Raw genomic sequence first — 13,467 nt, forward strand, 5'->3', positions numbered from 1 at the left:
AGCCTCCCCTCACAGGGGAGGTGGTCGGGCGATAGCGATGACCGGAAGGGCTTTGCCGCCTTCCCGCAAGAACCAACTTTACCTTATAAAATTCGTCCGCTTATCATTCTCCGCCGTCGGGGCCACGATCCCCGCAGCCTTGCCAGCCTCGATGCACTTGAGCATCCACGCCATGTTGCGGCCCAGGTTGCGCATGATCTGCAAGCCTTCCTCGTCGGAGAGCACGTCCTCGGCCTTGCCGCCATGGACCATCGGCCAGTAGGTTGAGCTGATGAGCGGCATCTCAAAGAACTGCGGTACCTTCTCCATTGCTTCCAGTGCGGTGGTCGTACCAGCGCGGCGGGCACTGGTGACGACTGCGGCAGGCTTGTGGCGCAGGTACTTCCCGCCGCTGATGGCCAGCCGGTGCATAAAGCCCAGCATACTGGCCGCCGCCGTGGCGTAATGTACCGGTGCGCCAAACACGATGCCGTCAGCCTTTTCCACCAGCGGCAGCACGTCGGCCACCGGCCCGCCAAAGACGCATTTGCCCGCCTTGCCGCAGCCGCCGCAGCTTACACAGCCGCCCACCGGGGCCGCGCCGATGGGGAAGATCGTCGTTTCGATGCCCGCTTCGTTCAGCGTCTTGGCCACCTCGGCCAGTGCCGCGTTCGTGCAGCCGTTTTTGTGCGGGCTGCCGTTGATCAGTAATACATTCATAACAGATGCCTCCGTTTAGATTTGCTCTGTATACCATTATAGCATAGTACGCAAGCATTTGTGTAGGGGCGGCATGTAGGCCGCCCGCGGCTTTCCGGCAGACGACCACTTGCGGGCCGCATATATGCGGCCCCTGCTATGTTTAAACGAATCATTAAAGAAAGGTCCATCCCCATGACCACTACCTGCCTGAATTTTACCAAAAAATGCGGTGGATGTCCGCTGCTGGCCATGCCCTACCGGGAACAACTGGCCCAAAAGCAGGCCCGCCTGCAAGAACTGCTGGGCGGCTTTGCGCCGGTCAAGGCCGTGCAGGGCATGGCCGACCCGCTGCATTATCGCAACAAGGCTATCGCCAGCTTTGCTGCCCAGCACGGCAAGCTCGTCTGCGGCCTGTACGCCGAGGGCACGCACAAGGTCCTGCCCGGTGCGGACTGCCTGCTGCAGGAGGATATTTTGAACAAAACGCTGGCCGCTGTGCTGGACGCCGCCCGCACCTGCCGCTGGACCGCCTACGACGAGGACCGCGGCACCGGGCTTTTGCGCCATATGGTGCTGCGCAGTTCCGCTGACGGCAAAGTGCTTGTCACACTGGTCACGCCTGGTCCCGAACTGCCCGGCAGCAAGAATTTTTGCGCCGCGATGCGAAAAAAAGCGCCGTGGGTCGTCAGCATCCTGCAGAACATCAACCCTACCCGCACCAGCGCTGTGCTGGGCAATCGCGAAAAAACGCTCTACGGCCCCGGCTTTGTGCTGGATACGCTGTGCGGCACGCAGTTTGCGATTTCCTCCCGCAGCTTTTACCAGGTCAACCGCACACAAACGGAAGTTCTGTACAAAAAGGCGTTGGAACTCGCCAGACTGACCGGTCGTGAGACAGTCGTTGATGCCTACTGTGGCATCGGAACGATCGGCCTGTGCGCTGCGCCGCAGGCAAAACAGGTCATCGGCGTCGAGCGCAATCCCGCCGCCGTGAAGGACGCCGCCGCCAATGCCCGCCGCAACAAAATCGCCAACGCCCACTTTGTCTGCGCCGATGCCACCGAATGGATGACGGCCGCCGCAGGCGAGGGCCTGCGCCCGGATGTGGTGTTCCTCGACCCGCCCCGCGCGGGCAGCACGCCGGAGTGCATCACCGCCGTGAACAAGATGAAGCCGCGCCGTGTCGTCTACGTCAGCTGCGACCCCGAGACCCTGGCCCGCGACGTCGCCGCCTTCACCCGCCTGGGCTGGCGCGCCGCCAAATTCTGCCCGGTAGACCTCTTCCCCCAGACACGGCATGTGGAGACGGTATGCCTGCTGGTGAAGTAAGGTACGCGAAAAATACATCTTGTTTTATGGCGAGTCAAAGTCGCCACTAAAATGTAAAGGAGTATTATAAAATGAAAAAGGGCAACATTGTGCGGACATTGTATGAAACAGAAAAGCGAGAGGACAACCAAAAGGTGCACGAACAATTCATGAAATTAAAGTCGATGGAATGTCCTTGCTGTGGGGATGCAATGCAACTCAAGGCGGGCGTATGGCGCTGCAAAAGATGTGCGTACTGTATTACACAAAAAAGTGTGTTGGATGGTGCGATATTCTGGTTTTGTGATGAGTGCGGGAAATTCATGAATGTTCAGCCTGATTTTACAACATCTACCGGAACATGGAAGTGTTTGTCTTGCGGCTTTATGAATGATGTTTCGGAAAACAACATCGATGATTTTGAGGAAGATACGACGGTCAATGAAAAAAACAAAGTTGTGGTTCCAGCTAAAATTATTGAAAACATTGGGGGTGTGATTCAAAAAACAGGGGACACCTTCGCCGCAGGAAAGGCCGCTGCATTAAATGCAGGGGCAAGTGCAAAAGATGCCCTTGCAGAGCAACTAGACATCAATCACGATGGCAAAATAGACATTGAAGACATTATTATCCTAGGATTGAAAACACCGGGCGTAAAGGTTGAACGAAGTAAATTTCTGGAAAACGAGTTAAGAATCCACTATGATGCCGAAACTGTGCGCAAGGCAATCGATACAACACCTCTCTATGCAAATATTCCCATGGAGGATATAAATGCGCTCGCTGATGCAGTTATTCAGCGTGAACGGTATTTTGTGTCTGGTATTGCTGCCGCATTAGGTGCGCCAGGAGGCGCGGCTATGGCAGCAACAATCCCCGCAGATATTATCCAGTATTACGGCTATACACTCAGAGTGGCACAAGAACTCATGTACCTGTACGGCTTCCCGGAAATTGTAACCGCAGATAATGAAGCACAAATCGACACGCCCACAATGAACACGCTGATTGTAGCCATGGGCGTTATGTTTGGCGTTGCGGGAGCCAACAATGCAATGAAGGCAATGGCGAAGGCTCTCGGCGTTGGCGTTGAAAAGCAGTTGATGAAAAAGGCACTTACAAAAGGCGTGATTTATCCTATTGTAAAAAATGTTGCAAAGTGGTTTGGCGTAAAGATGACGAAGGAAGTCTTTGCGGGCTTTTTCAAAAAGGCCATTCCCGTTGCAGGAGGCGTTCTTGGTGGCAGCATTACATATCTTTCCTTTAAGCCCTGCTGTGAAAGGCTGAAATCCAGCTTAATGGACACAAAACTTTCCAATCCCTTGCATATGGAAAGCAGAGAAGAAATTGAAATCTTCAATGCCATTGTGACAGATGCCAATGAAGTAATGTAAAGGTCAAGTGACTTTTTCGATAAAAGTTACACACAGGGAGAATTGCTATGTTCTGCAGACTGACACCCGAGGAAGAAGTGCGTATGCACATCCTTTTAAAGGGCATTGCCGACGACCCCAACGCGCTGGAAATGCAAAAGTTCATCCAGCACGGCAGTGTGACGACCTACGAGCATTGTATGCGGGTCACGCGCATTGCATTCTGGCTCAACATCCATCTGCGTGCCCACGCCGACGAGGCCAGCCTGGTAAAAGGTGCGTTCCTGCATGATTTTTACCTGTATGACTGGCATAATTGCAGCAATATCACGCACTGGCATGGCTTTAAGCACCCGCGCATTGCACGCTATAACGCTGAAGTTGTGTTTGCCTTGACCGACAAGGAAAAGGACATTATCCAAAGCCATATGTGGCCGCTGACCCCCACCGACATCCCCCACAGCCGCGAGGCCGCGCTGGTCTGCATGGCTGACAAGATGTCGTCGAGCTATGAGACGGTGTTGGAACGGCGTGCCAAACGAAAAAACAAATGAACCGTAGGGGCCGGGTATGCCCGGCCCTCAGCCATACCGATACAGAACGTTTGCCGTGAGGCCGCCCAGTAGGGGCCGGAAATGTCCGGCCCCTACTGGGCGGCATAGAATATAAGGGAGGAACCATTCATGCCCGACCAATACACCCGCACCCGCGCCCAACTGGGCACGCCCGCGCTGGACGCATTGCGCAAGACCCATGTGGCCGTGTTCGGCATCGGCGGCGTCGGCGGCCAGGCCGTTGAGGTGCTGGCCCGCAGCGGGGTAGGGGAGCTGAGTTTGTTTGACAGCGACGTCGTCGCGCTCTCCAACCTGAACCGCCAGCTGGTGGCGCTGCACTCCACGCTGGGTCAATACAAAGTGGACGCTATGGCCGCCCGCATTGCGGATATCGACCCCACCATCGTCGTACACGCTAACCGTATGTTTTATAACGCCGAAACAGCCGCCGATGTTGACCTGACGCAGTTTGATTACGTGCTGGACTGCATCGACACGGTCAGCGCCAAGCTGCTGCTGATCCGCCGCTGCAAAGAGGCCGGGGTGTCGATCCTGTGCAGCATGGGCGCAGCCAACAAGCTGGACCCGACAGCGTTCAAAGTGGCGGATATCGAGAAAACCACCGTTGACCCGCTGGCAAAGGTCATCCGCATCGAGTGCCGCAAGCGCCGCCTGGGCAAGGTCAAGGTCGTTTTTTCGGAGGAGCCGCCCCTGCCGCCGCTGGCAGATGAGACGAGCGAGACCCCGGTTGCCGCACGGCGCACCGTGCCCGCCAGCAATGCCTTTGTGCCCGCCGCCTGCGGGCTGGTCTGCGGATCGGAGGTCGTCAAGGACATTCTGCGCAAGGCCGGGGTCTACCGCGGCACAAAATAATAAAAGCAAGGATAATCCAAAAGGTGCCGTGCGAATGGTAGATTCCCATTCGCACGGCACCTTTTAGGTGACGTTATATTATTCTGCCAGTAATTCAGCCTCGGCAAGGGTGGGGTCAAAAGTGCCTTGTACTGCGGGGAAAGATCGGGTGTTCAGTACATATCCTTTGGGAATTGTACGCGGTGTGTAACCGGTGATGAGCTTGAAGGCCCGGTTAAAGCTGCGAATGGTGTTGAAGCCGCAGCGCGACATGACATCGGTTACCTTCAAGTCTGGCTCGGCATTGATGATCTGCACAGCTTTTTCAATCCGCACAACATTCAGATATTGCGAAAAGGTCATGCCCGCCTGGCGTTTGAAGTAGCGGGAAAAGTAAGATTCCGAAACATTCATAAACAGGGCGGCATCGTAAAAGGTAATGCTGTAAAATTCGTGGTCGATGCGGTCCAGAAGCTGTTTGTAACGGGCGGTGACTTCGCTTGGCTGTTGATCGTTTGCGATAAGGGGTTCGCTGCGAAAGATGTCCGTCATCAATTCCTCAATCATGGCAATTGTGCGGACCTCAAAAAAGCGGGGCTGTTCCGAAAGTTCCTGCCGAATGGCAGTGAGCCTTTCCAGAACATTATAGTGATCCTGAAAAAGCGGCGTTGACAGCTGATAAGGATGTGTCAGCGGTTCACAGAGTTTCTCATCAAATAAGCATACCAGCAGCAGGCAATCAGGATCGGTATGGATGTAATGCACACACCCACTTTGACAAAAAATGACACTCTTGGGCAGAAGAGTGTAAATTGTGTCGGCAACCATGACCTGGGCACAGCCTTCCATACAAACGATCATTTCATGCTCCATGTGCCAGTGGGATATATTCTGCAGGTTTCTGTACTTGCCGACCCACACTTTTTCACTGCCTACATAGGCGCGTTTTTCAAATTTTGCAAGCATAACAGGTTCTCACAATCCACTATGTCAATAAATGTCCATATATGGGAAAAGAATTGCTTTCATTCGGTGTTGGAATGGTATAATATTAACACAAAGATTCAAGAAAAACAATGATTTAAAGGTAAAATGCACAAATCGCAGGAGCGTGGAAATCCTGCTAGTTGTATGAATGACCTTTTTCTTCCTGGTTGCATGGTTGGTGATCGCGACACTGCCTGCACAGCGAAGAAGCGGAGAGTTAGATTGACTGACGCAAATAGAAGAATCAAGAACACAAGGTGGTGAAAAGGTACAGAACAAAATTGTATCCCTCATAGCAAGCGGTGCTTGCAGCCAAGGCACACACATTTTCAATCAAAATGGAAAGAAGGATAAACGATGACACACAGAAAACGTACTTCTATCTTATTGGTGATTTCATTCGTATTGATTTTGGTTGGCAGTTTCTTTTCTAACTTAATCAACACGGATTTTGGAAAAATTAAAACAGATCGCCTCTATCTGATGAATGACAATGGTTATACGGTAAGTGCAAGAATTTATATCCCCAAAACGGCAACGCAGGAGGCACCTGCCCCGGCCATGATTATCTGCCCCGGTGGTGACAGCCCGTCCGATTTGCTTACTCCTTGGGCCAGTGAGATTGCACGCCGTGGCTTTGTGGTAGCACTGGTGGACTATACCGGCTGTGGCGATACGGAAGTTGATAATGCTTCGCAGTATTGGACGAACCACGGTGCTATGGAGCTGGAAACAGTCTACGACTATCTGGCAAATCGGCCATTCGTAGACGCAACCCAGATTGGCGTGGGCGGACATTCCATGGGTTCGCTTTACAGCTATTGCCTGTCAACCAAACGTCAGGTTTCCTTGGTCATTTCTGATGTTATTTACAGCGAGGCTATGCCCACCTACAACCTGGACTTTGTACAGATCTCCGGGCAGCATGATGAAGGTCTGCTGGCGCGCGTCAATAAGATTGATGAATTGTTTAAAGATCCGTTCCTGACAGAACTGTTCGGCACGGATGAGATCGAACCCAACAAACTGTATGGCTCGTGGGAAGACCACAATGCACGCATCTTCTATGTGGTCAACCAGACGCATGCAGATGATATGTACTGGGGTCAGTTTGTCCGCCTGGTAGTGGACTCCGCCATGAACAGCATGGAAGCACCTAATCCGCTTCCTGTAAGCAATATGATTTACGGCTGGAACTTTGTGGCGCTGTTTGTTGTGATCATTGGCATCGTTATGATGTTGTTCTGCGTGGCAGATCTGTTGCTGGATTCTGACCTGTTCTCGTCCCTGAAGCTGCCTGCCCCGCAGGTTACAGCAGGATTTGCCTTTAAGTCAAAGGGCTGGTGGATCTGCGCTGCTATTCTGGCACTGATTCCGGTACTGTTCTTCTTCCCCGGTACAGCGGTCGGCAACCAGATGGCTTCTAATAAACTGTTCCAGCTGGGTACTACCCCCAATGGCTTTCTGATCTGGAGCCTGTTCGCGGCTTGCGGCATGCTGGTATTCTTCCTTGCGTACCACTTTATGTATGGCAAAAAGAAAGGCTGCAATGTTTCCAGCTACGGCCTTGCCACAGGTAGTGATACCAAAGTACACATTGGTTATATTGTAAAATCTGCCGTCTTTGCACTGATCCTGTTTATGCTGGGATACTTTGTCCTGATGTTGATCTATCGCTATGCGGATACAGATGTTCACGGCCTCAGTGTCAGCTTCCGTCTGCTGAATGACGCCAAATGTGCAACGATGCCTTGGTATTGCCTTGGTATGCTGCCATACTTCCTGCTGGTTACGCTTGCAGGCAATACTTTACAGTTCCGCGGAGATGTCAGCAAAGGTAAGGATATGACCAAGTCGGTTATTTTGGGCGCCTGCATTGGCATGGTGGGTATGTTGCTGCTCTTCATCTTCTATGAAGTAACGCTGCGTCTGAACCGCCCGTTCTACACAGGTCATTTTGCACACTTCTACATGCTGCTCCTTTCTAATGTGCTGCTGCAGTTCTGCGTGGCTTCCGGTCTGGCAATTTTTATCCGCAGAAAGACCAACAGCATCTGGCCTGGTGTATTTATTGGTACGGCACTGGTTGCATTTGGCATGGTTAGCTCCAACAGTATTGCCATGATTATCTGATCTCTTGTGGAAAGGTGTCCACGCATACAATAAAAAGAGCTGCTGAACAAAGCAATCCAAATCGATAAAGAGCGTACGCTTTAAAATGTTAGAAACAAAAGCATTAGAATATCTTCGCAAAGATGATGCGTGACAGCTCTAAGACACCGGTAAAATAAAATTAGCCTCGGTAAAGTAGGCGGGGCCGGCGAAAGCTGGCCCCGCTTTTATTTAAGACGTGAAGCAGTGAGCTGGGTCGGTATCAGTCGATTGCAGAGCCGGACCGTGGGTTGTGCGGAAATCACAAGCCGGATAGGTGGCGGGAACGCTGCTGAAAGAAAACGCAAAAAAATAGGGATGACCTTGGTAAGAGGCTATCCCTGTTTTTTAGCTGATGTGTAAATCGCAGCTTTGGCAAATGCTTTTTGCTGCTTTTTAACGTATCTACGATGTCAGTATAAAATGAGGGCGTTTTGCATGAAAAATACCACTTTGACCCCGGCTTCTTCTTGACAAAAGCACTAAATCAAAGTAAAATTAGAACTAGGAAATAAAGAACCAGACGGCAGGTGTGACCTGCGCGTGGTTCCTTAAAGGGTGTCGCCCACCGGGAACGCCGCTTTTTTACGATATTTAACGTCTTTTTTGACGGTTCTGTGTATATTCTGCGTGCAGGGGCGTTGTGCGCCTTTTTGGCCGACCTGCCGCGTCTTTTACTGTAACAATATCATAAGTTAAGCGTCCCGCTGCGCCGCATCCTCCTAGTTAAATCAAGGAGTGAAACCGACTATGTCACCAATTTTGACCGTGGTGCTGGTCCTTGTTGCTGCTGTTGCTGCTGGGGCGCTTGGTTTTTACCTCGGCGGCGAGAACCGCAAGCGCACTGCCGAAGCCAAGATCGGCAGCGCCGAAGAGGAAGCCAAACGCATCGTGAACGATGCCATCAAGGCTGCCGAGCAGAAGCGCAAGGAAACCATCATCGAAGCGAAGGACGAAGCCTTCAAACTCAAGAGCGATGCCGACAAGGAAATCAAGGATCGCCGCGCCGAAATTTCCCGCCAGGAGCGCCGCATCGACCAGAAAGAGGAAGCCCTTGACAAGCGTACCACCCAGATGGAACGCAAAGAAGAGGACCTCAAGCGCCGCAGCGAGACGGTGGAAGCCCGCTTAGACGAACTGGAACAGCTGAAACTGCGCCAGACCGAAAAGCTGGAAACCATCGCGGCCATGTCCAAAGAGGACGCCCGCGCCGTGCTGCTGAAGCAGGTGGACGATGAGCTGACCCACGAAAAGGCTATGAAGATCAGCGCCTACCAGGCTAACATGAAGGACGAGTGCGACAACCTCGCCCGTGAGCTGGTTGGCCAGGCCATTGCCCGCTGCGCGGCTGACGCCACCAGCGAGGCCACCGTCAGCGTTGTGCCGCTGCCCAGCGACGAGATGAAGGGCCGCATCATTGGCCGCGAGGGCCGCAACATCCGTGCCCTGGAGACCGCCACCGGCTGTGACCTCATCATTGACGACACGCCGGAGGCTATCACGCTGTCCAGCTTTGACCAGACCCGCCGCGAGGTCGCCCGCATGGCGCTGGAACGCTTGATTGCTGATGGCCGTATCCACCCGGCCCGCATCGAGGAGACTGTCGACAAGTGCCGCCGCGAACTGGAAATTCAGATGAAGCGCGAGGGCGACAAAGCCATTATGGAGTTGGGCATTCACAGCCTGCATCCCGACCTGGTCAAGCTCATCGGCCGTTTGAAGTACCGCACCAGCTTTGGCCAGAATGTGCTGAGCCATTCTCTGGAAGTGGCCTGGTTGGCTGGCTTGATGGCCGGCGAGCTGGGTGTCAATGTCCAGCTGGCCCGCCGTGCCGGTTTGCTGCATGATATCGGCAAGGCGCTCGACCACGAGATTGAGGGCAGCCACGTCCAGATCGGCGTCGACATCTGCAAGAAGTACCGCGAAAACCCGCAGGTCATCCACGCCATCGAGGCCCACCATGGCGATGTGGAGCCGAAAACCACACTGGCGTTTATCATTATGGCCGCCGACGCGATTTCCGCCGCCCGCCCGGGTGCCCGCCGCGAGAACATGGAGAGCTACATCAAGCGTCTGGAAACGCTGGAAGCCCTCTGCAACGGCTTCGAGGGTGTCGAAAGCTCCTACGCCGTCCAGGCTGGCCGCGAGGTGCGCATCCTTGTTCAGCCCGACAAGGTCAGCGACGACGAGGTCATTCTGCTGGCCCGCAATGTCGCAAAGAAGATCGAGAACGAGCTGGATTACCCCGGCCAGATCAAGGTCAGCGTCATCCGCGAGAGCCGCGCCACCGAGTACGCAAAATAAGTTTGCCAATAGAAAACGGCAGCCCGCCATGGGCTGCCGTTTTTTGTGTGCTGAAAAGGCGGGCCGCAGCCCGCCTTAGAAACTAAATAAATTAGTTACAAATTATGTTCCATTATATCCCATCATTTCCAAGATATTAACTTTTACATTTAAAGGGTTAATAACTGTTTTTTTCTTGTCTTGATAATAAGGCGAGTAACATACACGATCTTTTATCGCCCCATAGTAAGCTTCCAGATTCGCAAAATCCGATTCCCTGTAAGCGACATACTCTTGTGTATCATAGAAGTAAATCCCCACATTCCCTTTCCCGTCTTTATAGACTACTACCGTGACGCGGCCATCTTCAGCAACGTATGCTCCAAAAGAACCTCCATTACCAAGTGTAGTCACTTCTGCCAGACTGGTTATTTCAGAAAAGCGGTTTACCTTGTTTGCGTTGGAACCGCTTTTATATGCAACATAATATTTGTCAAAATCAACCGCTGACGGGCCTTTGTCGACTCCATATCCATTCCATTCACTTGAAGCGTAGTATTCAGACATTTTTGTCTGAACAGCCATTGTAATCATCCTCGTCTCCGTAATGACCTGCCTCTTCCGCGCCTTATCAATGTACCCCGTCAGCGCAGGCACCAGCAATGCTGCCAGGATGGCCAAAATGACCAGCACCACGATCAATTCCACCAACGTGAAACCTCGTTTTTTCTTTATATTTACCATAAATCGTACTTCCTTCGGTACATAATGAGACTTATTATATCGTGTAAAATCAGAAAAGTCAACGGTTTCAATAATAAGCCGTTCCGTTTAAAAAAACGTCCCTGCAGCAAAAAGCAGGGGCGTTTTAAATTTATTCTGTCATTACAGATGCAGCACTCGATCCTTGATCTCTGCCGTCCGACCCTGGTTCCAGAACTGGGTGCCGATATAGCCGCAGGTGCGGCGGGCAACGTTCAGCTTGTTCTGGTCGCGGTTGTGGCACTTGGGGCACTCCCAAACCAGCTTGCCGTCCTCCGGCACAATCTGAATTTCACCGTCGTAGCCGCAGACCTGGCAGTAGTCGCTCTTGGTGTTCAGCTCAGCATACATGATGTTCTCGTAGATGAACTGCATGACCTTGATAACGGCCTCGAGGTTATCCTGCATATTGGGTACTTCCACGTAGCTGATGGCACCGCCCGGGGACAGCTTCTGGAACTCGCTCTCGAATTTCAACTTGGTGAAGGCGTCGATATGCTCGGTGACGTGGACGTGGTAGGAGTTCGTGATATAGTTGCGGTCAGTGATGCCCGGCACCACGCCGAAACGCTTCTGCAGGCACTTGGCGAACTTGTAGGTCGTGGATTCCAGCGGTGTGCCGTACAGGCTGAAATCAATATTGTGCTGGTTCTTCCACTTGGCGCAGGCGTCGTTCATATGCTGCATCACGTTCAGCGCAAAGGGCTTGGCGGCGGGGTCGGTGTGGCTCTTGCCGGTCATATACTTGCAGCACTCATACAGGCCCGCATAGCCTAGGCTGATGGTGGAATAGCCGCCGTAGAGCAGCTTGTCGATGGGCTCGCCCTTCTTCAGGCGGGCCAGTGCGCCGTACTGCCACAGGATGGGCGCGGCGTCGCTCAGGGTGCCTTTCAGGCGGTTATGGCGGCACATCAGGGCCTTGTGGCACAGCTCCAAACGTTCGTCAAACAGCTGCCAGAACTTATCAAAATCGCCGCCGCTGGACAGAGCCACATCCACCAGGTTGATGGTGACAACGCCCTGATTGAAGCGGCCGTAATACTTGGGCTTACCGTTCTCGTCGATGTACGGCGTCAGGAAACTGCGGCAGCCCATGCAGGTGAAGCAGTGGCCCTCGCCGTTGGCATCGACCTTGTATTCCAGCATCTTCTTCTCGCTGATATAGTCGGGCACCATGCGCTTGGCGGTGCACTTGGCGGCGAGTTTGGTCAGGTAGTAGTAGGGCTGGCCCTCGTAAATATTGTCGTCCTCCAGGACGTAAATCAGCTTAGGGAAGGCAGGGGTGATCCAGACGCCGGCTTCGTTCTTGACACCCTGGTAACGCTGGCGCAGCATTTCCTCAATGACGATGGCCAAGTCAGACTTGAGACGCTGGTTGTCACCGGCCTCGTTCAGGTACATAAACACCGTGATGAACGGTGCCTGGCCGTTGGTGGTCATCAGGGTGACGACCTGGTACTGGATGGTCTGCACGCCGCGCTTGATTTCCTCGCGCAGGCGCTTCTCGACGATCTCGGAGATTTTTTCCTCGCCGGGATCAATGCCCAGATCCTTCATCTCGGCCTCGACATCGCGGCGGATCTTCTTGCGGCTGACATCGACGAAGGGGGCCAGATGGGTCAGGCTGATGCTCTGGCCGCCGTACTGGCTGGACGCAACCTGTGCGATGATCTGCGTGGCAATGTTGCAGGCGGTGGAGAAGGAGTGCGGCTTCTCAATCAAAGTGCCGGAAATGACCGTGCCGTTTTGCAGCATATCGTCCAGGTTGACGAGGTCGCAGTTGTGCATATGCTGGGCATAATAGTCGGCATCGTGGAAGTGGATGATGCCTTCCTCGTGCGCCTTGACAATCTCCGGGGGAAGCAGCATACGCATCGTCAGATCCTTGCTGACCTCACCGGCCATATAGTCGCGCTGGACGCTGTTGACGGTGGGGTTCTTGTTGGAGTTTTCCTGCTTGACTTCCTCGTTGTTGCACTCGATCAGGGACAGAATCTTGTCGTCCGTGGTGTTGTGGGTGCGCTTGAGGCTCTGCACATAGCGGTAGGTGATGTACTTACGGGCCACCTCATACGCGCCGGTGGCCATGATGGCATCCTCGACGATATCCTGAATCTCTTCCACGTTCATGGCGTGGCCGCGGGCATAGCAGACCTCCTGCACATGGTCGCTGATCTCGATGATCTGCTGCTTCGTCAAGCGCTGGGCCTCGGGCACGACCTTATTCGCCTTCGTGATGGCCGAAATGATTTTGGTGATGTCAAAGACAGCTTCGCTGCCGTTGCGCTTGATGATCTTCATGGTGACTCCTCTTTTTATAATAGAATAAACAGATGCGGAACATGGTAATACGCACTGTATAAAACACGTATCTGTTGCCGGGCTGTACAAAGCTCGTTTTGCGAGCAAGACTATAATACCGCAACCAGAAGGAAAAGTCAATGGATGAAACCACTAGATATTGTGTTATATGATATTCAAAGAACAAAATATTCCGTTTTCGTCGCCTCAACGTG

The 13,467-nt window shown here is 53.1% G+C and carries 10 protein-coding genes; 6 read left to right on the top strand and 4 right to left on the bottom strand.

Going from position 1 to position 13,467, the window contains the following annotated elements:
* Positions 1-78: 78 nt before the first annotated feature.
* On the bottom strand, positions 79-699 hold the full coding sequence (locus ACZO0A_RS04945; RefSeq protein WP_302376920.1) for a flavodoxin family protein: 621 nt from the start codon (positions 697-699) through the stop codon (positions 79-81).
* 138 nt (positions 700-837) lie between these two features.
* Between ACZO0A_RS04945 and rlmD the strand changes: the two genes are divergently transcribed.
* From rlmD to ACZO0A_RS04965, 4 genes are all read left to right on the top strand, one after another.
* The gene (gene rlmD / locus ACZO0A_RS04950) at positions 838-2,010 is read left to right on the top strand and encodes a 23S rRNA (uracil(1939)-C(5))-methyltransferase RlmD (protein ID WP_486846125.1); all 1,173 of its coding nucleotides are present in this window, start codon (positions 838-840) and stop codon (positions 2,008-2,010) included.
* 71 nt (positions 2,011-2,081) lie between these two features.
* Positions 2,082-3,383 (top strand): hypothetical protein, encoded by a 1,302-nt coding sequence (locus ACZO0A_RS04955; protein WP_302377087.1) that lies wholly within the window; start codon positions 2,082-2,084, stop codon positions 3,381-3,383.
* A gap of 47 nt (positions 3,384-3,430) precedes the next feature.
* The gene (locus ACZO0A_RS04960; protein WP_215691345.1) at positions 3,431-3,916 is read left to right on the top strand and encodes an HD domain-containing protein; all 486 of its coding nucleotides are present in this window, start codon (positions 3,431-3,433) and stop codon (positions 3,914-3,916) included.
* A 129-nt stretch (positions 3,917-4,045) separates the two neighbouring features.
* Complete coding sequence (locus tag ACZO0A_RS04965) at positions 4,046-4,789, top strand: tRNA threonylcarbamoyladenosine dehydratase (RefSeq protein ID WP_302377089.1); 744 nt, start codon at positions 4,046-4,048, stop codon at positions 4,787-4,789.
* Positions 4,790-4,867: 78 nt separating this feature from the next.
* On the opposite strand, the gene ACZO0A_RS04970 is transcribed toward ACZO0A_RS04965, so the two are convergent.
* A complete protein-coding gene (locus ACZO0A_RS04970; protein ID WP_291210282.1) occupies positions 4,868-5,734 on the bottom strand; it encodes a helix-turn-helix domain-containing protein in 867 nt (288 codons plus the stop codon).
* 378 nt (positions 5,735-6,112) lie between these two features.
* Here ACZO0A_RS04970 and ACZO0A_RS04975 point away from each other — a divergent pair, with 378 nt between their 5' ends.
* Positions 6,113-7,888 carry an alpha/beta hydrolase family protein gene (locus tag ACZO0A_RS04975; protein ID WP_302377091.1) on the top strand — a complete coding sequence of 592 codons (1,776 nt, stop codon included), beginning with the start codon at positions 6,113-6,115 and terminating at the stop codon, positions 7,886-7,888.
* A gap of 768 nt (positions 7,889-8,656) precedes the next feature.
* Positions 8,657-10,210, top strand: coding sequence for a ribonuclease Y (gene rny / locus ACZO0A_RS04980; RefSeq protein WP_215691349.1), 1,554 nt, complete (start codon positions 8,657-8,659; stop codon positions 10,208-10,210).
* Positions 10,211-10,312: 102 nt separating this feature from the next.
* Here rny and ACZO0A_RS04985 read toward each other — a convergent pair whose 3' ends face one another.
* Both ACZO0A_RS04985 and nrdD read right to left on the bottom strand, forming a co-directional pair.
* Entirely contained in the window at positions 10,313-10,933 is a 621-nt protein-coding gene (locus tag ACZO0A_RS04985) for a type II secretion system protein (protein WP_302377092.1), read from the bottom strand.
* 141 nt (positions 10,934-11,074) lie between these two features.
* The gene (gene nrdD / locus ACZO0A_RS04990) at positions 11,075-13,252 is read right to left on the bottom strand and encodes an anaerobic ribonucleoside-triphosphate reductase (protein ID WP_291231975.1); all 2,178 of its coding nucleotides are present in this window, start codon (positions 13,250-13,252) and stop codon (positions 11,075-11,077) included.
* Between the last annotated feature and the right edge of the window lie 215 nt (positions 13,253-13,467).

This window comes from Gemmiger sp. (assembly GCF_057431175.1).

Excerpts from the sequence above, each read along its gene's own strand:
- nrdD (WP_291231975.1), bottom strand. The coding sequence starts at position 13,252 with ATGAAGATCATCAAGCGCAACGGCAGCGAAGCTGTCTTTGACATCACC.
- ACZO0A_RS04985 (WP_302377092.1), bottom strand. The coding sequence starts at position 10,933 with ATGGTAAATATAAAGAAAAAACGAGGTTTCACGTTGGTGGAATTGATC.
- ACZO0A_RS04975 (WP_302377091.1), top strand. The coding sequence starts at position 6,113 with ATGACACACAGAAAACGTACTTCTATCTTATTGGTGATTTCATTCGTA.
- ACZO0A_RS04970 (WP_291210282.1), bottom strand. The coding sequence starts at position 5,734 with ATGCTTGCAAAATTTGAAAAACGCGCCTATGTAGGCAGTGAAAAAGTG.
- rlmD (WP_486846125.1), top strand. The coding sequence starts at position 838 with ATGTTTAAACGAATCATTAAAGAAAGGTCCATCCCCATGACCACTACC.
- ACZO0A_RS04965 (WP_302377089.1), top strand. The coding sequence starts at position 4,046 with ATGCCCGACCAATACACCCGCACCCGCGCCCAACTGGGCACGCCCGCG.
- rny (WP_215691349.1), top strand. The coding sequence starts at position 8,657 with ATGTCACCAATTTTGACCGTGGTGCTGGTCCTTGTTGCTGCTGTTGCT.
- ACZO0A_RS04945 (WP_302376920.1), bottom strand. The coding sequence starts at position 699 with ATGAATGTATTACTGATCAACGGCAGCCCGCACAAAAACGGCTGCACG.
- ACZO0A_RS04960 (WP_215691345.1), top strand. The coding sequence starts at position 3,431 with ATGTTCTGCAGACTGACACCCGAGGAAGAAGTGCGTATGCACATCCTT.
- ACZO0A_RS04955 (WP_302377087.1), top strand. The coding sequence starts at position 2,082 with ATGAAAAAGGGCAACATTGTGCGGACATTGTATGAAACAGAAAAGCGA.